Annotated in this window: 21 protein-coding genes; 5 read left to right on the forward strand and 16 right to left on the reverse strand. The window is 74.2% G+C overall.

Annotated elements, in window-relative coordinates; genetic code table 11:
- Positions 1–83: 83 nt before the first annotated feature.
- Positions 84–1,583: an RDD family protein gene (locus tag ACIOFR_RS20230; protein WP_400999095.1), complete on the reverse strand. Its 1,500-nt coding sequence runs from the start codon at positions 1,581–1,583 to the stop codon at positions 84–86.
- Between the two features lie 215 nt (positions 1,584–1,798).
- On the opposite strand from ACIOFR_RS20230, the gene ACIOFR_RS20235 reads away from it, so the two are divergent.
- Entirely contained in the window at positions 1,799–2,215 is a 417-nt protein-coding gene (locus tag ACIOFR_RS20235; protein ID WP_400999097.1) for an SsgA family sporulation/cell division regulator, read from the forward strand.
- Positions 2,216–2,272: 57 nt separating this feature from the next.
- Here the strand turns inward: ACIOFR_RS20235 and ACIOFR_RS20240 are convergent, their stop codons facing one another.
- From ACIOFR_RS20240 to ACIOFR_RS20255, 4 genes are all read right to left on the reverse strand, one after another.
- Positions 2,273–3,676 (reverse strand): glycosyltransferase 87 family protein, encoded by a 1,404-nt coding sequence (locus ACIOFR_RS20240; protein WP_400999099.1) that lies wholly within the window; start codon positions 3,674–3,676, stop codon positions 2,273–2,275.
- Positions 3,677–3,832: 156 nt separating this feature from the next.
- The gene (locus ACIOFR_RS20245; protein WP_400999101.1) at positions 3,833–5,380 is read right to left on the reverse strand and encodes a cellulose binding domain-containing protein; all 1,548 of its coding nucleotides are present in this window, start codon (positions 5,378–5,380) and stop codon (positions 3,833–3,835) included.
- 182 nt (positions 5,381–5,562) lie between these two features.
- Positions 5,563–6,948 carry a histidine kinase dimerization/phospho-acceptor domain-containing protein gene (locus ACIOFR_RS20250; protein ID WP_400999211.1) on the reverse strand — a complete coding sequence of 462 codons (1,386 nt, stop codon included), beginning with the start codon at positions 6,946–6,948 and terminating at the stop codon, positions 5,563–5,565.
- A 17-nt stretch (positions 6,949–6,965) separates the two neighbouring features.
- A complete protein-coding gene (locus tag ACIOFR_RS20255) occupies positions 6,966–7,670 on the reverse strand; it encodes a response regulator transcription factor (protein ID WP_400999103.1) in 705 nt (234 codons plus the stop codon).
- A gap of 145 nt (positions 7,671–7,815) precedes the next feature.
- Here ACIOFR_RS20255 and ACIOFR_RS20260 point away from each other — a divergent pair, with 145 nt between their 5' ends.
- Positions 7,816–8,379 (forward strand): hypothetical protein, encoded by a 564-nt coding sequence (locus ACIOFR_RS20260; RefSeq protein WP_400999105.1) that lies wholly within the window; start codon positions 7,816–7,818, stop codon positions 8,377–8,379.
- 11 nt (positions 8,380–8,390) lie between these two features.
- Here ACIOFR_RS20260 and ACIOFR_RS20265 read toward each other — a convergent pair whose 3' ends face one another.
- Positions 8,391–8,942, reverse strand: a complete 552-nt coding sequence (locus tag ACIOFR_RS20265) for a VOC family protein (protein ID WP_400999107.1) — start codon at positions 8,940–8,942, stop codon at positions 8,391–8,393.
- A gap of 177 nt (positions 8,943–9,119) precedes the next feature.
- On the opposite strand from ACIOFR_RS20265, the gene ACIOFR_RS20270 reads away from it, so the two are divergent.
- Positions 9,120–9,602 (forward strand): Lrp/AsnC family transcriptional regulator, encoded by a 483-nt coding sequence (locus ACIOFR_RS20270; RefSeq protein ID WP_400999109.1) that lies wholly within the window; start codon positions 9,120–9,122, stop codon positions 9,600–9,602.
- 45 nt (positions 9,603–9,647) lie between these two features.
- On the opposite strand, the gene ACIOFR_RS20275 is transcribed toward ACIOFR_RS20270, so the two are convergent.
- From ACIOFR_RS20275 to ACIOFR_RS20295, 5 genes are all read right to left on the reverse strand, one after another.
- A complete protein-coding gene (locus ACIOFR_RS20275) occupies positions 9,648–10,439 on the reverse strand; it encodes a S16 family serine protease (protein ID WP_400999213.1) in 792 nt (263 codons plus the stop codon).
- 70 nt (positions 10,440–10,509) lie between these two features.
- Positions 10,510–11,160: an IclR family transcriptional regulator gene (locus ACIOFR_RS20280; RefSeq protein WP_371497296.1), complete on the reverse strand. Its 651-nt coding sequence runs from the start codon at positions 11,158–11,160 to the stop codon at positions 10,510–10,512.
- 476 nt (positions 11,161–11,636) lie between these two features.
- Positions 11,637–13,466 carry a DEAD/DEAH box helicase gene (locus ACIOFR_RS20285; RefSeq protein ID WP_400999215.1) on the reverse strand — a complete coding sequence of 610 codons (1,830 nt, stop codon included), beginning with the start codon at positions 13,464–13,466 and terminating at the stop codon, positions 11,637–11,639.
- 123 nt (positions 13,467–13,589) lie between these two features.
- Positions 13,590–13,982 (reverse strand): type II toxin-antitoxin system death-on-curing family toxin, encoded by a 393-nt coding sequence (locus tag ACIOFR_RS20290; RefSeq protein WP_400999111.1) that lies wholly within the window; start codon positions 13,980–13,982, stop codon positions 13,590–13,592.
- On the reverse strand, positions 13,979–14,116 hold the full coding sequence (locus ACIOFR_RS20295) for a hypothetical protein (RefSeq protein WP_400999113.1): 138 nt from the start codon (positions 14,114–14,116) through the stop codon (positions 13,979–13,981). The genes ACIOFR_RS20290 and ACIOFR_RS20295 overlap by 4 nt, the downstream gene beginning before the upstream one ends.
- Positions 14,117–14,367: 251 nt before the next feature.
- Here ACIOFR_RS20295 and ACIOFR_RS20300 point away from each other — a divergent pair, with 251 nt between their 5' ends.
- Complete coding sequence (locus tag ACIOFR_RS20300; RefSeq protein WP_400999116.1) at positions 14,368–14,874, forward strand: SsgA family sporulation/cell division regulator; 507 nt, start codon at positions 14,368–14,370, stop codon at positions 14,872–14,874.
- A gap of 36 nt (positions 14,875–14,910) precedes the next feature.
- Here the strand turns inward: ACIOFR_RS20300 and ACIOFR_RS20305 are convergent, their stop codons facing one another.
- The 4 genes from ACIOFR_RS20305 to ACIOFR_RS20320 form a co-directional block, all read right to left on the reverse strand.
- On the reverse strand, positions 14,911–17,430 hold the full coding sequence (locus ACIOFR_RS20305; RefSeq protein ID WP_400999118.1) for a bifunctional lysylphosphatidylglycerol flippase/synthetase MprF: 2,520 nt from the start codon (positions 17,428–17,430) through the stop codon (positions 14,911–14,913).
- The gene (locus ACIOFR_RS20310; RefSeq protein WP_400999120.1) at positions 17,427–18,737 is read right to left on the reverse strand and encodes an alpha/beta hydrolase; all 1,311 of its coding nucleotides are present in this window, start codon (positions 18,735–18,737) and stop codon (positions 17,427–17,429) included. The genes ACIOFR_RS20305 and ACIOFR_RS20310 overlap by 4 nt, the downstream gene beginning before the upstream one ends.
- A gap of 25 nt (positions 18,738–18,762) precedes the next feature.
- Positions 18,763–19,395, reverse strand: coding sequence for a class F sortase (locus tag ACIOFR_RS20315; RefSeq protein ID WP_400999122.1), 633 nt, complete (start codon positions 19,393–19,395; stop codon positions 18,763–18,765).
- Positions 19,396–19,500: 105 nt separating this feature from the next.
- Entirely contained in the window at positions 19,501–22,038 is a 2,538-nt protein-coding gene (locus ACIOFR_RS20320; RefSeq protein ID WP_400999124.1) for a phosphatidylglycerol lysyltransferase domain-containing protein, read from the reverse strand.
- A 288-nt stretch (positions 22,039–22,326) separates the two neighbouring features.
- Here ACIOFR_RS20320 and ACIOFR_RS20325 point away from each other — a divergent pair, with 288 nt between their 5' ends.
- Positions 22,327–23,631, forward strand: a complete 1,305-nt coding sequence (locus ACIOFR_RS20325) for a hypothetical protein (RefSeq protein WP_400999126.1) — start codon at positions 22,327–22,329, stop codon at positions 23,629–23,631.
- On the opposite strand, the gene ACIOFR_RS20330 is transcribed toward ACIOFR_RS20325, so the two are convergent.
- The gene (locus tag ACIOFR_RS20330; RefSeq protein ID WP_400999128.1) at positions 23,602–25,095 is read right to left on the reverse strand and encodes an MFS transporter; all 1,494 of its coding nucleotides are present in this window, start codon (positions 25,093–25,095) and stop codon (positions 23,602–23,604) included. The two genes, ACIOFR_RS20325 and ACIOFR_RS20330, sit on opposite strands and share 30 nt — an antisense overlap.

Below are 25,095 nucleotides of genomic sequence, written 5' to 3' on the forward strand. Positions count from 1 at the left end.
AGTAGAACATCGGACATACCACGGTGTGGGGATATTTCGTCCGTTTTGATGCGTTTCGCCATCGGACGGTCCGTCAACTCCGGTCAGGCGCGCACCACCCTCGTCCGGCCGGCCCGATCCTGGAGGCCGCGCCGGGTCCGCCGGTCGAGCAGCGGCCAGAACAGGCCGAGGACCAGGACGGCGGAGAGCTGGCCGACGATCCAGCGGAGCAGCGAACGGGCGGCGCGCGGCGGCTTCGGACCGGTCCGGCCGGCCGGGCCCGTCGCGTCGACCACCCTGATCCGGACGACCCGCTTGCCGAAGGTCTGGCCGGTGCGGGCGGTCGGCAGGACCTCGTACAGGATGCCCAGCAGCACCAGCAGGCCGAGCAGCGCGGCCGCCTTGCCGGCGACCACCGGATCGACCATCCACACCTGGACCGCCCGGCCGGTGAGGTGCGAGCGGGCCTGGGCCTCGTCGAGCTTGAGCCGGAGGTGCTCGACCGCGGAGGCCCCGAGCGGGACCGCGGCCGCGGCGCCGACGATCGCGACCACCGCCGTGTCGATCGTCCGGGCGACCAGGCGCCGGCCGAGCCCGGCGGGCGGCGGTGGCGGCACGGGGCGGCGCGCAGCGGGCTTCGAACCGGCTCCACCGGCGCCGGTGTTGGCGGCGGGCTTCGCACCGGCGGGCCCGACCGCCGCCGATTTCGCGTCCGCCGACTTCGGGCCAGCCGGACTCGCTGCGGCCGACCTCGTTGCGGCCGACCCGACGACCGTCGGCTCGACCCTGGTCGCCGCGGGCTCGGCCCTGCGCGGCGCGGGCGCGGCGGGCGCCGGCACGACGGCCGCCACCTCGGGTGCGGGGGCGGGTGCGGTGTCGAGCGCCCGCGGTCCGGCACCCTCGCCGGGCCCGCCGCCGTCCGCCCTTTCCGCCCCCTCGGCGCGTGCCGCACCCTCGGCTCCCTCGGTGCCGAGCACTCCCCAGGACACCCACCGCGGCGCCGTCCCGGTCTCCAGCAGCCCGCGCTGCGCGCTGGGGTCGGCCCGCCAGCCGGACCCGTCGGGGCACGGCGCCGCGGCATCCTGGTCGACGGCACGCTGGTCGACGGCGCGCTGGCCGACGGCACCCGGACCGGACGGCACCGGCGGTACGGGTTGCAGAGCGGCGCTCCCGCTCCCGCCCTGGCCGGGTGCGCCGCCGGGCGGCCGGTGCGGCTCGACGAACGCCCGCGGCCGCAGTTCGAGCTCGGCCTGCGGGGCCATGGTGAACGCGGCGCCCGCCCCGGTCTGGTCGAGGAAGACCGGCCCGGTCTCGTCGGCGGCCCGCCGCGGCTCGGGCTGCACGTGCCCGATGGCTCCGGGCGGCGCCCCCTGGACGACCGGCGGCGGCGTCCGGCGCGGCGGGGCGGCCGCCGGGGCCTGCCGGGAGGCGAAGTGCGGCGGCGCCAGGTACTCGCCCTCGGCGGGCGCCCGCCGGCTGGTGCCGGGCACCCAGGCGGTACCGCCCCAGTACCGGACGAAGCCGGGGATGGAGGGGTCTGGGTAGTAGCCCGGCGTCGGGCCGGCGGCCGTGTCCGCGCCGGCGGCGAATGGCCGGTCCGTCATCCGTGCATCCTTCGCGCCCGCACCGGGCCGGTTCGAGTGGCGCAGGCGGAGAGTCGCCGTGCAGTCACAAAGGGTAGTACCTTCGCGTCGCGCTCGGCCGGGTTCGGCGGAAAAGAAACCCCCGGGAATGTGTGTAAGAGATCCTGTTCCCCGTCCTCTCTCCCGGTGGAGGGGCTGAGCGGCAGCCGCTCCGGAACGCGGAGAGGAACACGGTCATGGAACGGTCCGTCAGTGTGGTGGAGCAGGAACTCGACCTCGACCTGGTGCTGTCTCCCGAGCGCAGCGTGGCCGTCCCGGCCCGGTTGTCGTACGGGAGCCACGACCCGTTCGCGGTGCACATCACCTTCCACCTGGACTCCGGGACCCCGGTGACCTGGGTGTTCGCCCGCGAGCTGCTGGTGGAAGGAACCTTCCGCCCGTGCGGGCAGGGGGACGTCCGGATCTGGCCGACCCGCGCCGGCCGGCGGAGCGTGCTCTGCTTGGCGCTCAGCTCGCCGGCGGGGGACGCGCTGCTGGAGGCTCCGCTGGCGACGGTGGCGTCCTGGCTGGAGCGGGCGCACCGGCTGGTGCCGCCGGGGGCCGAGCTGGGCGCGCTGGACCTGGACGGCTCGCTCGCCGACCTGCTGGCGTGAGGCGCAACGGCACGGGTGCCGGGCGCGGGGCCCGGCCGGTGGCCGGTGGCGCGGACCTCAGGCCTGCTGCGGCTCGCGCAGCTGCTCGTCGGCCGGCGTGCCGGCTCCGGCCGCGCGATCCCGGCGCTGCTGCGGCAGCTGGAGCAGCGGTGCGCCGGCCGCCCGGCGGCGGGCGGTGACCCGGAGCGCGCCGAGTGCCAGGAAGCAGATGCCGACGATCGGGTAGACGTCGGCCGGGAACTGGTGCAGCGGCGGAAGGTGCAGGTCGAGGTCGCCCTTGTGGGGGACGACCCACATGCCGAAGGACAGGAAGGCGAGCAGGGTCGCGCCGAAGATCGGCCGCCAGCGCAGGCGGCGGACGGCGGTCGGGCGGGAGTGCTCGTGCGCGGCCTCCGCGGCGAGCAGGACGAGCATCGGCACGCACCAGACCCAGTGGTGGGTCCAGCTGATCGGGGAGATCAGCACGGCCGTGACGGCGGCGCAGCAGACGCCCCAGGCCTCGGCGCGCGGCGTCCAGCGGCCGCTGCGGTGGGCCCACCCGGCGACGGCCAGGCCGGCCAGCGCGACGCAGGCGCTGGCCAGGGTGGCGAGCGTACCGGGGTCGGCGCTGTGCAGCAGACGGGCGACGGCGCCGCGGACGGACTGGTTGTCGACGATCTCGGTCTTGCCGACCCGGGTGGAGTCGTAGAGGTACTTGGTCCAGAAGCCCCAGGTGGCGTCGGGCAGCACGGCCGCGCCGAGGGCGAAGGTGGCGAGGAAGGTGAAGCCGGCCACGAAGGCGGCCCGGATCCGGCCGGTGATCAGCAGGTAGACGGCGAACAGGCCGGGGGTGAGCTTGATCCCGGCGGCGATGCCGATGGCGATGCCCTTGCCGCGCCGGCCGTCGGGGCGGGTGAGGTCCCAGAGGATCAGGCAGGCGAGGACGAGGTTGATCTGCCCGTAGCGCAGCGTGGTGAAGACCGGTTCCAGCCATACGCCGAGGCCGGCGACCAGCACCACGCCGACCGGGCGCAGTTCGCGGCGCGGCCAGCCGACCAGTTTGAACGACAGGTGGGCGAGCAGCCCGATCAGGGCGACGTTGCCGGCGGTGATGGCGACCCGCAGGAACCCGACGCCGAACCAGGTGGTCGGGACGAAGAGCATCGCGGCGAACGGCGGGTAGGTGGCCGGCAGGTTCCACTCGGTGACGCGCAGCGCGTACAGGTCGCGGCCGTCCGCCACGGCGGCGCCCTCGGCCCGGTAGACGATCATGTCGACCATCGAGGTGCCGACGAAGTGCCGCACGGTGGCGTAGGCGAGCAGCGAGAACAGGGCCAGCGCGGTGGCGAGGGCGAGCGGGCGCCGCGGGGCGGCGCGCAGGGCGGCCAGCGGTGCCGCGAACGGGCGGCGCCAGGCTGCCGGCGCAGGGGGCTGCTCGGGGCGCCACGGGGGCGTCCTGCGTTCCTCGTGCACCGTGCTCACGTCCTGCTCCGTCCGCTGGTGGGGCCAGCCTGCGACCTTACCGGAAGGGCCCGCCCGGCCACCTGTCGTGCGGGCGGACGGGCGGGGGCGCGGCCGGCCCCCGGGACGGTGGTGGCGGTGTCCCGGGGGCCGGCCGTGCGGCGGTGCGGCGGGGGCTCAGCCGTTGTACGAGCCGAGGGCGCGGGTGAAGTCGAGCGGCTGCTGGGCGATGCTGCTGCAGGTCGCGTCGGCGAAGCCCTTGGGACCGCCGGGGCAGGCCTTGTCGCGGGTGCCGGACCACATCGAGAGCCAGGCCAGGTGCTTGGTCTTGGCGAAGTCGGCCAGCTGGGTCGCGTCGGCGACGGTGAAGACCTCGGTGGCGACGTCGTTGACGCCGATCATCGGGGTGACCGCGACCTTGCTCCAGGCGACGCTGTCGCTGACCCCGAGCACGCTCTTGACCTGCGCCTGGGTGGCGGTGGCCGCGTCGATCGCGTACTTGCCCATCCGGCCCTGCGGGTTGGGGGCGACGCCGTCGCCGAAGTCCATCGCCATGATGTTCACGGCGCCGATCTGGACGCCCGCGCTCTTCGCCCCGGCGACCAGGTTGATGCCGTCCTGGGTGAGGCCGCTGGGCAGGGCCGGCAGGGTGAAGGAGACGTCCAGCGTCCTGCCCTTGGCGGCGGCGTTCTTCTGGAGCTGGACGATGGCCTGGGCGCGGCGGCCGTTGGCGGCGCCGTCGGCGATCGCGCCGCCCTCGATGTCGAAGTCGAGCCGGTCGAGGCCGTAGGCGTCGACGGCCTTCTGGTAGGCGGCGGTCAGGTCGGCGGTGGAGGAGCAGGCGGTGGCGAGCTCGCTGCCGTTGGCGCCGCCGAAGGAGGCCCGGACGTCGCCGCCGATCGCCCGCAGCGCGCCGATCTGGCCGGCGACCGCGTCCGCGGAGAGGTCGGAGACGCCGCCCCACTTGGGGGTGCAGCCGCCGCCGGAGACGAGGAAGGCGAGGTTGAAGTTCTTCACCCCGCTCGCCTTCGCGGTGGCGACCAGGTCGTACGGCGGGTAGAGCGAGGTGTCGACGTACGGCGCGAAGCGGGCGCCGGTGACCGGCGCGGGGGTGCCGGTCGGGGTCGGCGTCGGGGTGGGGGTGGGCGTCGGCTTGGGCGAGGCCGTGGCGGTGGGCTTGGGCGAGGTGGTGGACGCGCTCGGGGACGGGGTCGGGGCGGGGGTGGTGGGCGTGCCGGTGGGCCGTCCGGAGGGGGTGGGGGCCGGGCCGCCGCCCGCGGTGCAGGAGACGTTGTTGATCAGGCAGTTGCCGGGTTCGGCCTGGGCCGCGCCGGTGCCCTGGATGACGAAGCCGACGTCGACCGTGCGGCCCGGTTCGATCCGCTTGTTCCAGTCCTCGGGCTTGACCGTGACGTGCCGGCCGGAGACGGTGAAGCCGGCGTTCCAGAGCGAGGAGACGGTGGCGCCGGTGGGCAGGTCGAAGCTGAGGGTCCAGCCGTCGATGACGCCGGTACCGGGGTTGCTGATCGCGTACTGGCCGGTGTAGCCGGCGTCCCAGGTGCTGGTGCGGCTGTACACGGCGCCGACCGAGGCGGCGCTCGCCGAGGAGGCGAGGGTGACCAGGCCGCCGGCGACGACCGCGGCGGCGACGGCCGAGGCGCCGATCAGTGTGCCCTTGCGGCTGCGGCGGCGGTGTCCGGGGCGGGTGGGCTGGCTCGTCGTCATGGTCGGCGTACCTCCGGGGATCGACCGTCGTACCCGGGATCACCGACCCCGGCGCCGCAGACGCTAGCGAGTGCGGAAGGGACGAATCGGACAGCTGAGGCAGGTGTAGCGCTGGCTTAGGGCCCGGTTAAGGAAGTCGTCCCGCACGGCGGCGACCGGCGCACGGACGGCGCGCCGCGCGGTCAGTCGCGGCGGCGGGAGGCACCGGCGAACCGGGCGCCGCGGCGCCGGGTCTGACGCGCCGGGGCGGACTCCGGGCGGGTCTGGATGCGCAGCCGGATCTCGGCCCCGCCGAGCCCGGCCGAGCGTCCGAGCGCGACGTCGCCGCCGGTGGTCTCGGCGAGCTTGCGGACGATGTCGAGGCCGAGTCCGGTGGAGCCGTCGCCGCCGTGGCCGGTGCCGCGCTCGATCGCGGTGTCGGGGTCGACGAATCCCGGTCCGGCGTCGCCGACCAGGACGATCACCGAGTCGGGGGTGGCCATCAGGTCGACCGAGAAGGCGGTGCCGATCGCGGTGTGCCGGAACACGTTGCCGAGCAGCACGTCCACGGCGGCGGCCAGGTCGACCCGCTGGACCGGGACCAGGACGGCGCCCTCCGCGCCGGCGAGTTGCCAGGGGCGGCCCTCGTCCTCGGCGAGCGCGGACCAGAAGCCGACCCGCTCACGGATCACCTCGACCGCGTCGCAGCCGAGCGCGACCGCGGGGGCGTCGTCGGGGGCACGGCGGGCGGAGCGGATGATCTGGTCGACCTCGCGCTCCAGTTGGGAGACGGCGTGCCGGGTGGCGTCGGCGGCGTCGCCGTCGCCGAGCGAGGCGGCGTTGAGGCGCAGCACGGTGAGCGGGGTGCGCAGCCGGTGGGAGAGGTCGGCGGCGAGCTCCCGTTCGGCGGCGAGCAGGTGGACCACCCGGTCGGCCATGGCGTTGAACGCCTTTCCGGCGTCGCGGAGTTCCTCGGGCGCGTCGGCGCCCGGCCCGCCCTCGACCGGCACCCGGACGGCGAGGTTGCCGGCGCCGAGCGAGCGGGCGGCGCCGGCCAGCCGGCGGGCGGAGGCGACGATCCTCGCGCCCATCCGGTCGGCGACCAGCACGGAGATGGCGACCAGCGCGAGCGCGACCAGGGAGAGCACCAGCCAGGCGGTGGTGACGCCGCGGGTGAGGTCGCCGTCGGCGACGTGCACCTCGACCACCGCGATCCTGCCGCCGTCCACGGCGACGGGCTGGAGCAGGGCGAAGCCGGCGGGGACGGCCACCGTGAAGGACCGGCCCTGCCGCTCGACGGTGTCGAGGTCGTCGGGGTTGGCGCGGGCCGCGCCGACCGCCGTGCCGTCCGGGAGGTGGACGGCGAGGCGGTCCCGGGCGCCCGCGTCGGTGGAGGCGATGGCCCGGGTGATGGCGTCCTGGTCGGTGGTGATGGCCAGGGCCGGGCCGAGGGCGGCGGCCTGGCGTTCGGCGGCGGTGAACGCCCGGTCGCGGGCGGTCTGCTGGACCATCAGGCCGAGCGGGATGAGGAAGGCGAGCGCGACCATGGTGGTGCCGGCCACCGCCGCCTTGATCATGGCCCAGCGCAGCGAGCGGGTGAACCGCCTCACGGCGCGTACCCCGCGGGTGCGGCGGGTGCCTCCAGGCGGACGCCGACGCCGCGGACGGTGTGCAGGTAGCGCGGGCTGGAGGCGGTCTCGCCGAGTTTGCGGCGCAGCCAGGACAGGTGCACGTCGATGGTCTGGTCACCGCCGTAGGTCTGCCGCCAGACCTCGGCGAGGATCTCCTTGCGCGGCACGACCACGCCGGGCCGGGCGGCGAGGAAGGCCAGCAGGTCGAACTCACGCCGGGTCAGGTCGAGGGTCCGCCCGTCCAGGACGGCCTCGCGCCGCTGCGGGTCGATGGTGAGACCGCCGACGCGCAGGACCTGCGGGGTGGCGGGCCCGCCGCCACCGAGCCGGCGCAGCACAGCGGCCATCCGGGCCGTCAGGTGCTCACCGGAGAAAGGTTTCACCAGGTAGTCGTCGGCGCCGTCGTTGAGCAGCCGGACGATCTCGGCCTCGTCGTCCCGGGCGGTGGAGATGATCACCGGCACGTTGGTGATGCCGCGGATCATCTTGAGCGCCTCGCCGCCGTCCAGGTCGGGCAGGCCGAGGTCGAGGATCACCAGGTCGCAGCCGACCTGGGCCACCTCGCGCAGCGCTTCGAGGGCTGTTCCCACGCTGCGTACCGCGTGGCCCGACTCGGAAAGGTGTCGGATGAGGGCGGAGCGGACGAAGGGGTCGTCCTCGACCACGAGCACTGTTGCCATGGCCCTGCACGGTACGGCATCGGCCCCCATTGGTCTGTACCTCGGGTCCCGATAAGGCCGCCGACCGGCCGTTTCCGCACGGTCCCCACCGATGGTCAGGGCCACTGACCTGCCGCCCGCCCGGATACGGCAGGATGGGCGGGCGATGCGGAGCCAACTGGTACAACTCGGCGCCTGGACGGCCGCCACCGGGGCAGCGGTGGTGCTGTCCTGGCTCGGCGTGCACGCCGTCCTGGCGGACACGGTGTTCGAGCAGCCGACGGCCGTACCGCTGCCCGCGTCGGCACCCGCGCCCGCGGCGAGCGAGTCCGCCGGGTCACGCCCCACCGACGGGCCGACCACCGGGCCCGCGGCCGCCGGTACGGCTCCGCCCTCGGCGAGTCAGAGCCAGGCCCCGGGCCAGAGCCCGGGCGGGGCGCCGGGCAGCCCGTCCGCCGCGGCCTCACCCAGCCGGACGCCGACCCGGCAACCGAGCCCGAGTTCGTCCGTCCGCAGCTACCTGGTGCCCGGCGGCCGGGTGGCCCTGGACATCCGCGAGGACCACGCGGAGCTGGTCTCGGCCACCCCGGAGACGGGCTGGCAGATGCAGGTCTGGAACGGCGACCACTGGATGCGGATCGACTTCTCCCACCCCGAGGGCACCAGTTCGGTCTTCGTCACCTGGAACGGCCATCCGCCGACGGTGCAGACCGTGCCCGCCGCCGGCTGAGCGACCCGGCGTCACGGGTACAGCGAGGTGGTCGGCGGCCGCACCCGGTCCGGCACCGGGGTGAAGCCCGGCAGGTACGGGCCGCGGTACCCGGTCCGGTCGACCAGGGTGTGCCGGGCGGTCCCGGCGGTGGCGATGACGGCCAGCACCACGGTGCCGTCCGGGTCGGTGAGCTCGTACGGTTCGGCGAGCGCGGTGGCGCCGCGGTCGACCGCGTAGTCGAAGGCGGCGTAGGCGTCCGGGACGCGCAGCGAGAGGTCGACGATGCCCTCGCCGTGGCGTTCGAGGTGATCGGCGATCAGGCGGCCGTGCCCGCCGAGGACTTGGACCACGGAGGTCAGCACGTAGCGCGCGGGGCCGGACTCGAAGACGTAGGCGCACGTCTCCGGGTTTCCGTTCTCGGGCCCCGAGTAGGCGGTACATCGCATGGCGAGGGTGGCGGAGTAGTAGTGCGCGGCCTTCCGCGCGTCGTGGACGGCGAGCACGACGGCGTCCGGGCCGGTGATCGGACGGAAGTCGTCGGCGGGTTCCTGGGCGACTGGTGCGGCGAAGATCTCGGTCAAGGCGCTCCTCCCCGGTCGCCCGCGGCTCGGCGTGGGGGTCGGGCCACGGGGTGTGGAGGGAGACTGGCCCTCGGCGGATCGATGCGCAACTGTTCCGATTCCTCCTGGGCAAGGTGCCCGTCGCCGCCCGAAAATGGCCGCAGCAGCTGGACAGTTTGCCCACCGGACGGAGCCCCCGTGCACTCCCCCAATGACGCGATCGACGCGCTCGACGGAAAGTTGATCAGGCTTCTCAGCGAGGAGCCGCGGATCGGCGTGCTGGAGTGCTCGCGCCGGCTCCAGGTGGCCCGCGGGACGGTGCAGGCCCGGCTGGACCGGTTGCAGGCCCGCGGCGTGATCGGCGGTTTCGGCCCGCAGGTGGATCCGGCGGCGCTGGGCTACCCGGTGACGGCCTTCGCCACCCTGGAGATCTCCCAGGGCCAGGGGGTGGACGTCCGGGCCCACCTGGTGGCCGTGCCGGAGGTGCTGGAACTGCACACCATCACCGGGCAGGGCGACATGCTGGTGCGGATCGTCGCCCGGTCCAACGCGGACCTCCAGCGGGTGATCGACCGGGTGGTGGGCTTCGACGGGATCGTCCGGGCCTCGACCGCGATCGCCCTGGAGAACCCGGTGCCCTACCGGGTGCTGCCGCTGGTGGAGCAGGCCGCCCGGGAGTGAGCCGCCGGGCGGCGCCGCGAGCCGGGCGGCGGCGGGTACGGCGGCTCAGCAGGCCGGGACGGTCCCGCCCGCGGCCAGCGCGTCGAGGGCCGCGACCGACTCCGCGACGGTGGTGACCGGCACCAGCCGCAGGCCGTCCGGGAGGTTCACCTTGGCGTCCGAGCACTCCTGGGCGGGCACCAGGAAGACCGTGGCGCCGTCCCGGGCCGCCGCCTGGGTCTTCAGCGGCACGCCGCCGACCGCGCCGATCCTCCCGTCCGCGTCGACCGTTCCGGTGCCGGCCACGGTGCGGCCGCCGGTGAGGTCCCCGCCGTGGCCGTTGCCGGCCAGCTTGTCGATGATCCCGAGGGTGAGCATCTGGCCGGCGCTCGGGCCGCCGATGTCGCCCAGGTCGACCGCGACCTTGACCTGCTCCGGGGCGAGGTGGAGGTAGTTCAGGGCGGCCGCGGTCGCCGAGTCCTGGGACTCGGTCATCTGCCGGGCGGTCTCCTGCTCGGCGTCGGCCGGGTCGGGCTCGGGGTAGACGACGTCGGTGGGCACCACGGCCTCGTCCTCGTTCAGCCAGCCCTCCAGCGCCCGGCGCAGGCTGATCCGCTCGCCCGCGTTGGTCGCCGAGATGGTGGTGGCCCGCAGCTGACCGTCGGTCACCCGGACGGGCGCACCGGTGATGGTGAGCACCGGCCGGCCCTGGTACGTGCCGAGGGTGTCGGCGGTCACCCCGGGCTGGGTCAGTGTGAACGGCAGCGGCGCGAACGCGGCGACCGCGAACAGCGCGACGACCAGCGCGCCGCACAGGCCCAGCGCGCGGGTCTTGGGAGCGGTGAGGGCCGGGGGCAGCTTCACAGGGGACACACCTTCACAGGAGACACACCCCGCATCAAAACACACCCGGCCGGTCCGGCGGGCACTACCTCAGGGCGTCGGCGACCTCGGTCGCGGCCTCCACCACCCGCGGGCCGACCCGCTCCGGCACCAGTCCGTTGAGCATCACCACGCCGACGCTGCCCTCGATGCCGCTCAGACCGAGCAGTGCGGCCGCGGCGCCACTGGCTCCCGACTGCTCCTCCGCGTGGGTGACGACGAAGCCCTGCTCGGGCCGGCGCTGGCTGGGGAAGGAGCGGGCCTCCAGGATCGCCCGGCCGGCCGCGCTCTCGCTCAGCGGGTGGCGCAGGCCGGTGCGGTACGCGACGTGGAAGTCCGTCCAGGTCGGCTCGACCACCGCCACCGCCAGCGCCTCGCTGCCGTCCACCAGGGTGAGGTGCGCGGTGGCGCCGAGGTCCTCGGCGAGGCTGCGCAGCGCGGGCAGCGCGGCCTCGCGCAGCAACGGGTGGACGCGGTGCGCCAGGCGCAGCACCCCGAGGCCGACCCGGGCCCGGCCGCCGATGTCCCGGCGGACCAGCCCGTGCTGTTCCAGGGTGGCCAGCAGCCGGTAGACGACGGTGCGGTTGACCGCCAGGCGGGCGGCGAGTTCGGTGACGGTCAGGCCCCGCTCGGAGTCCGCGAGCAGTTTCAGTACCCGGACACCTCTGTCCAGGGTCTGGGAGGTCTCAGCGGTCACGCGCATGTCCTTTCCGCGGCGGTCGCCGGTCCGACGTGGTGCCGGTACCGGGACGGAGGTGTCGCGCGCGAGTGGGTGTCCGCGCTGGAAGCCACGTCCCGGCGCCATTGCCGGGCGGATAGCTCTGCGGTGCTCCCCCGGGTCGGGGTGGTCGGTTCGAGAGAGCGTGGAGGAAAAGTAGTGAACGGGAGGCTCGCTGCGGAAGGCCTTGTCCAAAATCCGATCCGATTCGTCGCGCTACCGAGATCAAATTCCCACCAAAATCCCCCATACCCTCCGGCAATTCCCGCTCGCCAGTTCGAGCGAGTCCGGAGTCCGGACAGTACGGAGTGCCATCACCGCTCCCAGCGGACTCCCAGCGGACTCCCAGCCCGGAACGCGCGACGCCCGGCGGCCGATGGCCGCCGGGCGTTCTCACCGGCCGTCGCGCCGGCCGTGGCGAAAAGCAATCCCCCCCCCGAGGGAAGGGTCGGAACTCAGGACGCGGTGGCCCACTCCCTGATCTTGGCGATCCGGGCCTTCAACTGGTTCGCCGTGGCCTGGGCGGTGAGCGGGCCGCCGCACTGGCGGCGCAGCTCGTTGTGGACGGTGCCGTGCGGCTGGCTGGTCCGGTGGTGCCAGGCGGCCACCAGCGCGTTGAGCTCCTTGCGCAGCTCGCGCAGCTCCTGGTGGGTGACCACCGGGCGCTGCTCGGCCGGGAGTTCGATCAGGTCGGCCTCCTCCGCGGGCTTCGCCTTGGAGCGCTGGATCTGCCGGTGCTGGCGCTTCTGCAGCAGCATCTGCACCTGGTCCGGCTCCAGCAGGCCCGGGATGCCGAGGTAGTCCTCCTCCTCCTCGCTGCCCGGGTGCGCCTGCATGCCGAACTCCATGGCGTTGTACAGCACCCGGTCGAAGACCGCGTCGGAGCCGAGCGCCTCGTACGAGAACTCCTCGCCGCCGGCCGTGTCCGGGCCGTCGTTGGCCTTCTCGGCCTCGGCGAGCAGCCGGTCCTCCTCGTCGAAGAGGCCCTCGCCCTCCTTCTTCGGCCGGTCCAGCACGTGATCGCGCTGGACCTCCATCTCGTTGGCGAAGCCGAGCAGCATCGGGATGGTGGGCAGGAAGACGGAGGCGGTCTCGCCGCGCTTGCGGGCGCGCACGAAGCGGCCCACGGCCTGGGCGAAGAACAGCGGGGTGGAGATGGAGGTGGCGTACACGCCGACGGCCAGCCGGGGCACGTCGACGCCCTCCGACACCATCCGGACGGCGACCATCCAGCGGGAGTCGCCGGCCGCGTAGTCGGAGATCCGCTTCGAGGCCTCGGCCTCGTCGGACAGGACCAGGGTGGGCTTCTCGCCGGTGAGCTCGCGCAGGATCTTGGCGTAGGCGCGGGCCACGTTCTGGTCGGTGGCGATCACCAGGCCGCCGGCGTCCGGGATGGCCTTGCGGACCTCGGTGAGCCTCCGGTCCGCCGCGCTCAGCACGTTCGGGATCCACTCGCCCTGGGGGGCCAGTGCGGTACGCCAGGCCTGGGCGATCAGGTCCTTGGTCATCGGCTCGCCGAGCCGGGCCTCCAGCTCGTCGCCGGCCTTGGTGCGCCAGCGCATGTTGCCGCTGTAGGAGAGGAAGATCACCGGGCGCACGACGTGGTCGGCCAGCGCGTGCCCGTACCCGTAGGTGTAGTCGGCGACCGACTTGCGGATGCCGTCGCTGCCCGCCTCGTACTGGACGAACGGGATCGGGTTGGTGTCGGAGCGGAACGGCGTGCCGGTGAGCGCGAGCCGCCGGGTGGCGGGCTCGAAGGCCTCGGCGCAGGCCTCGCCCCAGGACTTGGAGTCACCGGCGTGGTGGATCTCGTCCATGATCACGAGGGTCTTGCGGGCCTCGGTGCGGTTGCGGTGCAGCATCGGGTTGACGCCCACGCCGGCGTAGGTGACCACGATGCCGTGGTAATCGCGGGAGAGCGGGCCCGAGGAGTAGGCCGGGTCCAGCTTGATGCCTATCCGGGCCGCGGCCTCGGCCCACTGCTTCTTCAGGTGCTCGGTCGGGGCGACGACGGTGACCTGCTGCACGAGGTGGTTGTGCAGCAGGTACGAGGCGAGGGTCAGGGCGAAGGTGGTCTTTCCCGCGCCCGGGGTAGCGACCGCGAGGTAGTCGCGCGGCTGCTTCTCGATGTACCGGTCCAGGGCCCCCTGCTGCCAGGCCCGCAGCTTTCCGGCCGTGCCCCAGGGGGCACGGCCGGGAAAGGCCGGGGACAGGTGCGACGCGGCCGTGGTTCCGGCCGGGCGGCTGGGTGCGTGCGGATCGGCGTCCGAGAACAGGGGGGCCATCGGGGAGGCGGCAGTACTCACGGTCTCCGGAAGGGGTTCGTCGCAGGTCAGGGCATTTCTCAGCCCCCGGCCCGCGGGCGGTCGGCGGTCGTACAACCCGCCCAGCCTACCGGCCCGCCGACCTCAACCGGCCTCGCCGCGCTCGTACATCGCCCTCAGCCGGCGGGCGATCCCGGTCACATCGGCGAGCTCTCCCGAGGCCACCTCGACCACCAGCCGGTACGCCTCCTCCTGGTCCACCGCGGCCATGTCGGCGCCGTGCAGGTCCAGGAAGACGACCGTGCCCATCCACGCCGTCCGCTTGTTGCCGTCCACGAACGGGTGGTTGGTGGCGAGGCCGTGCAGCAGCGCCGCGGCCTTCTGGAACCGGCCCTCGTACGCCTCCACGCCGAACATCCCGGAGCGCGGGCGGTGCGCGGCCGAGGCCAGCAGGCCGGGCTCGCGGACCGCCATCTCGCGCCCCTGACAGGCGAAGGCGGACAGCTCCAGCACGTCCGGCACGTCCAGGTACCTCATTCGCCGAGCCTCCGCAGCAGATCGGCGTGACGGGCCGCGTACTTGGCGCCGAGGCGGCGCACGTCCTCGCGGTGGCGCTGCACGTCCTCCTCCTCGGGGACGGGCGCCCGGCCAGGGTCGCTCGGAGTGTCCATCCCGCGATGGTAGGGGCCCGGACGACCGCCCGGACAGCGCATTTCGGGTGCGCCACCCCCGGCCGCCCGGGTGAAGTTCGGACCATCCGACCGGATTTCCCCCGACATCCGGTTTGATGTGACCCGGATCACTCCAGAAAGGGCGAAAAGCCGCGTAATCCCGACCGCCTTCCGGACTCCCAGTGTTCCGGAGCCACATCGGCCACTCGCGTCACGCGGCTCGCACGCACGCTTCATCGGGAGGAAGAAACATGTCCGGTACGACGGCAACCGTCGAACAGGTCGTCCAGGCCCGCCTGATCATCAGCAGCCGGCGCTCCGCGCTGCTGCCGGTCACCCTGCGGTACCGGACGGACGACCCGCTCGCCGTCCGGATGGTCTTCCCCGCCGAGTACTCGCTGGACGACGCCGGCGAATCCCCCGGCGACCCCGGCGACGTCGGCGGCCCCGGCGGGCGCCACGAACCCGACCGCACCGGGCCCGACCCCGACGCCGGGCCCGGCGTCGAGTGGGTCTTCGCCCGCCGGCTGCTCGCGGCCGGACTCGACGGTCCCGCCGGCCCCGGTGACGTGCACGTGCGGCCCGCCACCGAGCGCCGGACCGCGGTCGAGCTGCGCGCCCCGGAGGGCGTCGCCCTGCTGCACTTCACCACCCCGGACCTCCGGCGCTTCCTGTGGCGCAGCCACCTGGCCGTCCCCGAGGGCCAGGAAGCGCTGAACCTGGACCCGGACCGCGAGCTGGCCGAGTTGCTGGGCTGAACGGCCGTCGCGGGCCTGGGCCGCCGGCGGAGCGGCTCAGGCCGAGAGCCTGCGCATCAGCCGGACGCCCTGGGCCGGCGTCAGGTGCGGCAGGTAGGCCTTGCCGATCGCCCGGGTGATGCTGCCCAGCGCGGCCGGGTCCGGGTAGACCATGTACATCGGCCGGTACTCGGGCTGGAACTTGGCCTTGAAGGCCAGCAGCGACCGGAAGCCGTACACCGGCTCCAGCACCTTGCCCATCCAGTCCAGCATCCGCTGCAGCGCGGTCGGCGGCTCGCCCCGGTCGGAGCGGGCCAGCGGGGCGCCGGAGAGGCTGAGGAACTCGGCCCCCTCCTCCTTGAAGCCCAGCGCCGCGGACGCGATCAGGAACTCCATCACCCCGCGGAACCCCTCGGACCGGCGCCGCATGAAGTCCAGCGTCCAGCCGACCGGTTCGCCGTCCCGGTAGACCGGCATCCAGCTGGTCAGGCCGTGCACCGTCCGGTCCGCGTCCACCGCCACCAGCATCCGCACCGCGGGGTCGGTCAGCTCGGGCAGGCCACCCAGGGTGAACCCCATCTCCGGCAGGCCCTTGTCGGAGACCCACTCCTCGGAGATGGCCTGGACCTGGTCCCGGATCGCGATCGGGGCGTCGTGGTACGTCCACCACTCGGCGGTGATGCCCTGCTTGCCGGCCTTGTTCAGCGAGGTGCGGATGTCCTGCCACTTCTTGCCGGTGAAGGCCAGCTCCGGCAGCGCGACCACGGTGTCCTCGGCGACCTGGAGCGAGCGCCAGCCGAGCGCCTCCGCCTGCTCCAGCGTCTCGGTGGTGACGCTGTAGAAGCAGGGCGTCCACCCCCGCGCGTCGCAGTACCGGGCGAAGCCCGCCACCGCCCGCGACCGGGCCGCCGGTTCGCCGAACGGGTCGCCGGTGGTCAGTGCCACGGTGGCGATCACCCGGTACGGCACCGCCGCCAGGCCTTCCTCGTCGAACCAGTAGTGGTTGCCGTCCCAGGTGGAGATGAAGGAGAGCGTCGACCCGCCGTGGGCGGTCAGCAGCGCCCGGGCCCGGGCCGCGTCCTCGGCGTCGGTGTGCAGCACCGGCCGGCGGAACGCCAGCACCAGCGCGACCAGCGTGATCACCCAGAACACCACGCCGCAGTAGATCTCCAGGGCCTGCGCGGTGCCGCCGGACGCGATCGGGTAGCCGGGCAGCAGGTCGTTGTACGAGGGCGGCAGCAGCTCGGCCGGCAGCCCGGCGAACAGGCCGCCCACCGTGGCGTCCGGCTCGTACTGGGCCCGGACCAGCAGGCCGATGCCCACGTAGGCCCCGCAGCACAGCACCAGCGCGCCGCCCACCACCGCGGCCAACCGCGTGACGTCCCGGCGCGACAACCGCTGGTCGAAGCTGCGCCGGGTGACCCACTGGAGCACCAGCAGGGCGACCGGCAGCAGCAGCGCCTCGCCGACCAGCTCGAACAGCAGCGGGACACCGCCGTCCTCGGCGTACGCGTCGTAGTTGTCGGCCAGCAGCCAGGCCAGCACGCCGACCCAGGCCAGTTCGGTGAGCACGCTGATCCACCAGGCCAGCCGCAGCCCGCGGCGCAGCCCCTCGGCCAGCACCAGGAGCAGCACCGGTACCAGGGCGGCCATCAGCCGGCCGGGCGAGTCGAAGAAGCGCTGCACGGAGTGCGCCCGCGCGCACTCCTCGACGGAGGAGGCGCAGGCGTCGGCGACCTCCGCCGAGGAGGGCACGTGCGAGAAGTAGAGGTCGCTGACGGTGTTGAACGGCCCGATCGCGTCCTGGTAGAGCGAGGCGACCAGCGGGCCGATCGCCGCGGCGGCCAGGCAGAGCGCGACCAGCACCCGGGTCTCGGTGTACGAGGCGCGGTGCGGCCGGCCCGGACGCCGCCGGTGCAGCAGGGCGCCGCCGACCAGGCCGACCAGCACCCCGGCCACCCGCTGCACGCCCTGGAGGTGGCCGACGTAGAGCATCAGCACCAACGGGACGAGCACCGCCAGCAGCCGCAGCCTGCGCCGCCAGAGCACGCTGAGGCGGTAGCTGAGCACGGCGGCCAGCGCGACCAGCCCGGCGCCGGGGCTGACCGCGATCTGGTCCTGGATCGCCTTCGTCCAGCCCAGGTCGGCCGAGACCCCGATCCGGACGGCCGCGGTGCCCAGGAGGGTGCCGAGCACCTGCCCGAGGACCAGGACGGCCGCCGCCAGCGGGCTGCCCAGCCGGCGTTCGGCGATCGGGCCGAGCACCGCCAGCAGCAGGCTGATCAGCACGTACGCGCCGATGCCGGAGCACCACAGGAGCGAGCTGAGCGGGGTCCACCACCGCCCGGCCTCCAGCGTCGGGATGCCCACCCCGACGTGCGCCAGCAGGTCGGGGTCGGGGCCGTCCCCGAGGCTGCCGGTGGCGGCGCCGACCGCCCAGAGGGCGACCAGCAGCGCCACCGTCAGCGGGGCCGAGCGCAGGTGCGCCGCGTGCGGGCGCAGCAGCCGCAGCAGCCGCTGCGGGCCGCGTTCGGGGCGCGGGGTGACGGGGGTGGCGGGCGTGGCGGCGTCGGTCATCGGGTCAGTCCGGTCTGCTGGGCCAGCCACGGGACGTACCGGGTCAGGCCGAGGTGGAAGGCGGCCCAGTTGTGGCCGCCGGGGACGGTCTCGAAGGTGATCCGCATCCCGGCCTGGACGGCCGCGGCGTGGACCGCGCGCACCTGCGGCCCGAACTCGGCGTCCGAGGCGCCGACGAGGAACAGGCCCGCGGTGTCCGGGAAGCTCCGACGGGCCATCACATGGAGCGGGTCGACGGCGTCGAAGGCCGCCTCGTCCCCGCCGAAGGCCTCGTCGACGGTATCGGCGTGGGTGCCGAGGGTGGGTTCCAACTGGCCGGACATGTCCATGAACGAGCCGTACACCTCCGGTGCGTTGACGGCGAGCTGGAGGGCGCAGGTGCCGCCGAACGAGATGCCGCCGACGGACTGCTGGGTGCGGCCGGTGGCGGTCTGCAGGTGGTGGTGGATCCAGTCGGGCACGTCCACCGCCAGGTAGGTCTGGGCCCGGGCGATCCGGGAGTCCATGCAGAGGGTGTTGCCGAGCGTGGAGCCGATCGGGTCGGCGACCACCACCACCGGCGCCAGCCCCCGGTGGGCCGCGGCGAACTCGTCCAGCACCTGTTTCAGGCCGCCGGAGTTCACCCAGTCCGCCGGCCCGCCGGGCTGGCCCGCCATCAGCACGATGACGGGCAGCAGCGGGCGCGGCGAGGTCAGGTAGGCGGGCGGGAGGTAGACGTACGCGTCCCGGGCGTCGAACCCGGACGCCCGGCCGGGGATCGGGACGGCCGACAGGGTGCCGGTGCCGGGCATCCGGTCCGGCGGCTGCCAGACCTCGGAGAGCGTCCGGCCGGGCGGCGCGGTGACGGTCCGGTCGTCCCGGCCGGTGGTCAGCGGATCGGTCTCGGGGGCCAGCATCGCGCGCGCCGTCGGGTACTGGACGTAGTACCGGTTGACCTGGTTGGCGGCCATCAGGACGACCAGCAGCGCGGCCACCACGGCGCAGATCCCCCCGCGCCAGTGCAGCGCCGGCAGCCGGAAGGCCGCCAGCGAGAGGCCGAGCAGCGCGACCCCGATCCACACCGTGACGACGCGCGGCAGGCCGCCCGGGAACGGCCGCCACCAGACGTCGACGGTGTACACCACCAGCGCCGACGCCGCCGCGGCCACCAGGACGGCGCAGGGCAGCCGCCTGGTCCACCAGCGCGGGCCGGTGGAGACGGCGAGGCCCAGCAGCGAGCCGAAGCCGAGCACCAGCAGCACGTACGGCACCGGGCCGTCGACCAGCGACCAGTCCAGCGGGTTCCACGCCGCGAGCGGCCGGACCAATGGGCCTCCTCGGTGCTCGGGCGGGTCAGGCCCGCAGGGTGCGGACCAGGTGGGCGAAGACGACCACGTTGCCGTCGTAGCCGCCCTGCCGGGTGAAGCCCCCGCCGCAGGTGATCAGGCGCAACTGGGCGTCCCCGGTGGGGGCGTAGACCTTGGCGTCGGGGAAGTCCGCCTTCGGGTAGACCTCGACCGCGTCCACGGCGAAGAAGGCGGTGGCCCGGTCGGCCCGCAGGATCTCCAGCTGGTCGCCCCTGCGCAGGCTGCCGAGCCGGTAGAAGACGGCGGGGCCGTTCAGGTTGTCGACGTGGCCGGCCACGATCGCCGCGCCCCGCTGGCCCGGCGCGGAGCCGTCCCGGTACCAGCCGGCCAGGTTCCGGTCGGCTTCCGGCGGCGCCTGGAGCCGGCCGTCGCCGTCCAGCGCCAGCGGGGTGAACGGGGCGTCGACGCCGATCACCGGGATCCGCAGCCGGGTGGGCACCGAGTGCGGCAGCGGCGGCACCACCGGGCCGGCCACGGCACGGCCGTCGAAGGCCTGGTCGGCGCCCGGTCCGGGCGGCAGGCCGGTGCCGCCGTGCTGGACCAGCCAGGCACCGAGGACCAGCGCGGTGCCGGCCGCCAGCGTCCCGGGCCAGGGGCTCCTGGCCTGTTCTCCGCCCACCTGCGCTCCCCGCTGCCGACCCGCTCCGACCAGCCCAGTCAAACCCGGTGCCCGGCCCGGCGGCATCCGCAGCGCACCGAACGGGCGGGACGCTCTGACGGGTCCTCACCGCGCGCTCTCCGCCGCCCGGCCGCGCCGCAGCGAGCGGACGCTCGGCAGCCGGGGCCGGCTGAGGAAGCCCTCCGCGGTGGCGTTGGCGATCGCGACGGCCGGCAGCTCGGAGGACTTCTCGTACAGCAGGTAGCGGGGCTCCCAGTCGGGCTGGTACTTGGCGTTGGCCCGGTACAGGGACTCCAGCTGCCACCACCGGGAGAAGAAGCGCAGGACGCCGCGCCACAGCCGGAGCACCGGGCCGGCGCCCAGCTTGCCGCCCTCCTCGAAGACCGCCCGGAACATCGCGAAGTTCAGCGAGACCCGGGCGACCTGCGGATCGCCCTCGGCGGAGCACCGCAGCAGCTCGGTGATCAGGTACTCGACCAGGCCGTTGTCCGACTCCCGGTCACGGCGCATCAGGTCCAGCGACAGGCCGTGCGCGCCCCAGGGGACGAAGCTGAGCAGCGCGCAGGTGCGGTCGTTCTCGTCCCGGCACTCGGCCATCAGGCAGTCGCCGTCGGCCGGGTCGCCGAGCCGGCCGAGCGCCATCGAGAAGCCGCGCTCGGTGCGCCCGTGCCGCCAGGCGTCGGCGAGCCGCACCAGCTCGGCCAGCTCCTCCACCGGGATCTCCCGGTGCCGGCGCAGCACCACCCGGTACCCGGCCTTGCGGACCCGGTTGGACGTCTGGCGCAGGGTCCGCATCGACCGCCCCTCCAGGCTGAAGCCGGCCGTCTCGACCACCGCCTCGTCGCCGAACTCCAGCGCCCGCAGACCGGTCACCCGCCGGTACGCCGTACCGGCCTGCTCGCCGGCGCCGGTGACCGCCGGGACCCAGGCGTGCCGGCGGACCTCCTGCCACCACTTCTCGATCGCCTGCGGCCAGGCCTCGGGGTCGCCGATCGGGTCGCCGGAGGCCAGGGCGACGCCGTTGACCACCCGGTAGAGCACGGCGGCCTTGCCGGACGGCGACCAGCAGACCGACTTGTCGCGGCGCAGCGCGAAGTAGCCGAGCGAGTCGCGGCCGCCGTGCCGGTCGAGCAGGGCGCGCAGCCGCTGCTCGTCCTCGGGCTCCAGGTGCCGCCGTCCGCGCGGCGAGCGGAAGAGCGCCCGCAGGGCGAGCAGCAGCAGGGCGGCGCCGAAGAGGTTGATGCCGAGGTCGACCCAGCCGGGCAGGTCCACGTCGGCGTACTCGACGACGCCGGACAGGGTGATCAGGCGCAGCAGCACGTACAGGATGCTGTCGCCCCAGGCGGGCGGGGTGCCCTCGTAGGTGAGCCGGACCACGGCGGCGCCGAGCACCGACAGCACCGCGCCGCCGACCACCAGGACGGCCAGCGCGAGCGGGACGTTGCGGCGGTCGCCGCGGGCCTGGAAGGCCGGCCGGGCGAGCACCAGGACGGCCAGCAGGCCGTAGGTGAGCACCGCCGACACCCAGTTGAAGGGGTGCTGGCGGTACTCGTGGTAGGCCAGTGCCAGCAGGAAGACCGCGGCGTAGAGCGCCACCACCGTGGTGGTGACCAGCCAGGCGGCCCGCTTGCGGCGTCGCAGCATGACCGCGAGCAGGCCCGCGAACAGTGCCGAGGTGAAGCCGGCCGTCATCAGGACGGGGGTGAAGAACTGGCCGGTGTTGGCCCGCCTGACCTGGTCGCGGAAGGGCGTGATCAGGCCGGCCAGCAGGCAGAGCAGCGCGGCGATCCGGACGTACCACTCGGCGGCGCCCGCGCAGCGCTCACGCCAGGGGGCGACCGGCTCGGGCTCCCAGAACTCGGACTCGGGCGGCGGGATCACCGGGACGGCGACGGGTTCGACGGACGGGTCGGGCGCGCCCGCCACGAAGTTGTACGTGGCGTTGCGCCAGGCCCCGATCCGGCCGTGGATCCTGGCCTCCCGCCGCTCCGCGCGGGCCATCCGCTTGGGGCGGGCCAGGTAGCGCCAGCGGGCCCAGGGGCTCTGCGGGCGGGCCAGCCGGACGGCGCCGACCAGGGCGATCGGCCAGAGCATCACCCCGAGCAGCCCGGTCCACAGCTTGCCCTTGAACAGGCTGACGACGACCAGTCCCAGCAGCACGACGGCCCCGACGACCTGGCTGACGTTCAGCCTGCGGGTGAAGCCGCCGAACGGCAGCTCGCCGAGGAGCAGCAGCCCGATCACGGCCACCGCCATGATCACCGCGTCCACCGACTTGCGTCCCTGCTCGCTCCAGTAGACGTCCTCCAGGTGCAGGACCAGCGCGAACTCGTCGAGGACCAGGCCGGCGCCGATGCCGAACCCGAAGCCGAGCCAGTTCCAGGCCTGGCCGCCGTCGCCGCGGATGGCGAACGCCGAGACGCCGCAGATCAGCATCAGGGCCTGCCCGAAGACCACGTGGTGGATGTGCATGCCGCCGGGGGTGACGTTGCCGGGCCACCACCTGGTGCCGCGGCGGATCATCCGGACGCTGAAGCGGATGAAGAGGAACGACAGGATCAGTCCGACCAGCAGCAGGAAGAGCGGCTCGCGGCCGGAGTCCACGATCCGCTCCCGGTAGGCGTCGGTCACCCACTCCCACATCGCTGGACGCACCTCCGGCGGGCCGCATGACGTGGCTCCATCTGACGACGGTTCAGCAGCCCCCTGCCACCCGGCGGCGCGGGCACTCGGCCGAACGGATGAGCGCGCGATCGGCGCGCGGGCGATCGAGTGCGCCACTCGCCACGCCTACCGGGGACTCGCGCGCCGCCGTGCCATGCTGTGGCCCCGATCCGCCCAGGTCCCAATACTGGACTTATCGGACTGTCCGTCAGTACGACCAGCCAGTGTCGCTGCCAGGACACCCCACCCCCGCGAACGGATGTGACCATGGAAGCCCTCCCCCGCCGAACCCTGCTCGCCGCCGGTGCCGCCACCGCCGCCACCCTGGTGGCCGGCTGCTCAGGCAAGGGCGGCGGCAGCGGGGGCGAACAGAGCCCCGGGCCCGACCACGCCACCGGCGCCACCGATGCCACCGGCCAGGGCCCCAAGCCGCTGCCCGTGGTCACCCTGATCGGCGACGGCTCCACCTCGGACACCGGCGCCCAGCCCAACCAGCCCGCCGCCGAACAGCTGAAGCTGGGCGAGCGCCCGCCGCAGTTCGTGGTCTTCTCCTGGGACGGCGCGGGCGAACTCGACAACAAGCTGTTCAGCCGGTTCCGGCAGCTGGCCAAGGAACACAACGCCGGGATGACCTTCTTCTTCAGCGGGGTCTACGCCGTCCCGGAGGGCAAGAAGACCCTCTACCGGCCGCCGCAGCACCCGATCGGCGCATCCGACATCGGCTACCTCACCGACGAGCACATCCACGAGACCCTCACCCAGCTGGGCGCCGCCTGGCTGGAGGGCCACGAGATCGGCACCCACTTCAACGGGCACTTCTGCGGCCCCACCGGCGGCGCCGCCTGGTCGCCCGAGGACTGGGACAGCGAGATCGAGCAGGCGATGTCCTTCGTCATGAACTGGAAGACCAACACCGGTTTCGACCTGCCCGCGCTCCCCTTCGACTACCGCAAGGAGCTGATCGGCTCCCGCACCCCCTGCCTGGAGGGCCAGCGCGGCCTGCTGCCGACCGCCGTCAAGCGCAACTGGAAGTACGACAGCAGTGGCGTCGGCGGGCTCCAGGTCTGGCCGCAGAAGATCCAGGGCGGCGCACTGTGGGACATGCCGCTGCAGTCCATCCCGTTCCCCGGGCACACCTTCCAGGTGCTCTCGATGGACTACAACATCATGTACAACCAGTCCGGCTCCAACACCAAGGGCGACCCCGCCCGCCGCGCCGCCTGGCAGACCCAGGCCCGCGACTCCTACCTGGCCGGCTTCGAGCGCGCGTACAGCACCAACCGGGCGCCGCTGATCATCGGCAACCACTTCGAGGAGTGGAACGGCGGCATCTACATGAACGCCGTCGAGGAGGTCCTGAAGACCATCGCGTCACGGCCGGAGGTCCGGCTGGTGTCGTTCCGCCAGCTGATCGAGTGGCTGGAGGTGCAGGACCCGGCGGTGCTGCGCAAGCTCCAGGCGCTGCCGATGGGCCAGGCCCCGACCGGCGGCTGGGCGGAGTACCTCGGCGGGCCGGGGCCCTCGCCCTCCAACCCGCCGGCCTCAGCCCAGGTCGTCCCCCAGCCCTCCTGAGGCACCGGCCGCACCGGCGGCGGTCCGGGACGGGACTCCGGTCCGCCCCGCGACCAGCGCGCCCACCAGCGCGACCCCGGTCATCACCAGGAAGATCGCCGCGAACGGGCCGGCCGGTGTCGGCCCGTCCCCGGCGGTGGCCACCGCGCCACCGCCGAGCGCCGCGAACAGCACCCCGGCCAGACCGATCAGCAGCACGTTGCCCAGCGCGTCGCTCAGCTGCAGCGCCGCCGAGTTGGCGCCGGTGTCCTCGGCCGCCGAGAGCTTCATCATCAGCACGCTGATGCTGGCCACCGCCAGCCCCATGCCGATCCCGCCGACCGCCCAGGCCACCGCCGCCACCACCGTCGGCACCGCCGGGACCAGCACCAGGGCCGCCCCGGCGATCGCCACCGCGGTCAGCACGAAGCCCAGCCGGATCAGTGCCTCGCGGTGCCGCTCGGCCCACGGCCTGCCCTGCAGGAACGAACCCAGCGCCCAGGACAGCCCGCCACTGGTCAGCGTCAGACCGGCCAGCGTCGGCGACAGGCCGCGCTGGGTCACCATCATCAGCGGGATGAACGCCTCCGCCGCGAAGAACGCCCCGGCCGCCACCCCGCGCAGCAGGATCACCGTCGGCAGGCCCCGGGCCGCCAGCAGCGTCCCCGGCGGCAGCAGCCGCACCACCGCCGGCAGCAGCAGCGCCGCCCCCGCCACCGCCGGCAGCAGCCCGACCGGGTCGAGCCGCTGCCCCGCGTACTGGAGCAGCCCCGCGCCGAGTGCCGCCATCGCCGCGAGCACGGTGCGGCGCCGGTCGTACGGCACCGCCACCGAGGACGGCTGGGCCCGTTCGGCCCGGCGCAGCGCCGGGCCCATCACCGCCAGCGGCAGCAGGATCAGCACCGGCACGGCCAGGAACACCCAGCGCCAGCCCAGGTGCTGGGTCACCGCACCCGACACCAGCGGCCCCACGATCGACGGCAGCACCCAGGCCGCCGAGAAGGCCGCGAACACGGACGGCCGCAGCCGTTCCGGGAACGCCCGGCCGACCACCACGTACAGCGCCACGATCACCAGACCGCCGCCGAGGCCCTGGACCGCGCGGCCGGCGACGAAGAGCCACATGCCGACCGCCGTCCCGGCCATCACCAGCCCCGCGCCGAAGACCGCGATGCCGGTGAACAGCGGGGCCAGCGGGCCGCGCCGGTCGCACCACTGCCCGGAGAGCACCAGGGCGAACAGCGTGGTGGTGAAGTAGCCGGAGAACGCGAACGCGTACAGGCCCAGGCCGTCCAGCTGACGGGCCGCCACCGGCATCGCCGTGTTGACGGCCGTCGCCTCGAACGCGAGCAGCAGCACGACCGACACGATGCCCAGGGTCAGCGCCCGGTAGGGACCGCTCAGCACGCCGTCCTCGGAGGAGGGCGGCTGCGGGGTCCGGGCGCTGTCGACCGAGGTGGTGGAGGCTGTGGTCATGCCAGCCAT

The organism is Kitasatospora sp. NPDC088346 (assembly GCF_044740765.1).
GTDB lineage: Bacteria > Actinomycetota > Actinomycetes > Streptomycetales > Streptomycetaceae > Kitasatospora.

Coding starts and splice junctions, on each gene's coding strand:
- ACIOFR_RS20230 (WP_400999095.1), bottom strand. CDS start 1,583: ATGACGGACCGGCCATTCGCCGCCGGCGCGGACACGGCCGCCGGCCCG.
- ACIOFR_RS20235 (WP_400999097.1), top strand. CDS start 1,799: ATGGAACGGTCCGTCAGTGTGGTGGAGCAGGAACTCGACCTCGACCTG.
- ACIOFR_RS20245 (WP_400999101.1), bottom strand. CDS start 5,380: ATGACGACGAGCCAGCCCACCCGCCCCGGACACCGCCGCCGCAGCCGC.
- ACIOFR_RS20255 (WP_400999103.1), bottom strand. CDS start 7,670: ATGGCAACAGTGCTCGTGGTCGAGGACGACCCCTTCGTCCGCTCCGCC.
- ACIOFR_RS20260 (WP_400999105.1), top strand. CDS start 7,816: ATGCGGAGCCAACTGGTACAACTCGGCGCCTGGACGGCCGCCACCGGG.
- ACIOFR_RS20285 (WP_400999215.1), bottom strand. CDS start 13,466: ATGGCCCCCCTGTTCTCGGACGCCGATCCGCACGCACCCAGCCGCCCG.
- ACIOFR_RS20290 (WP_400999111.1), bottom strand. CDS start 13,982: ATGAGGTACCTGGACGTGCCGGACGTGCTGGAGCTGTCCGCCTTCGCC.
- ACIOFR_RS20295 (WP_400999113.1), bottom strand. CDS start 14,116: ATGGACACTCCGAGCGACCCTGGCCGGGCGCCCGTCCCCGAGGAGGAG.
- ACIOFR_RS20300 (WP_400999116.1), top strand. CDS start 14,368: ATGTCCGGTACGACGGCAACCGTCGAACAGGTCGTCCAGGCCCGCCTG.
- ACIOFR_RS20305 (WP_400999118.1), bottom strand. CDS start 17,430: ATGACCGACGCCGCCACGCCCGCCACCCCCGTCACCCCGCGCCCCGAA.
- ACIOFR_RS20320 (WP_400999124.1), bottom strand. CDS start 22,038: ATGTGGGAGTGGGTGACCGACGCCTACCGGGAGCGGATCGTGGACTCC.
- ACIOFR_RS20325 (WP_400999126.1), top strand. CDS start 22,327: ATGGAAGCCCTCCCCCGCCGAACCCTGCTCGCCGCCGGTGCCGCCACC.
- ACIOFR_RS20330 (WP_400999128.1), bottom strand. CDS start 25,095: ATGGCTGGCATGACCACAGCCTCCACCACCTCGGTCGACAGCGCCCGG.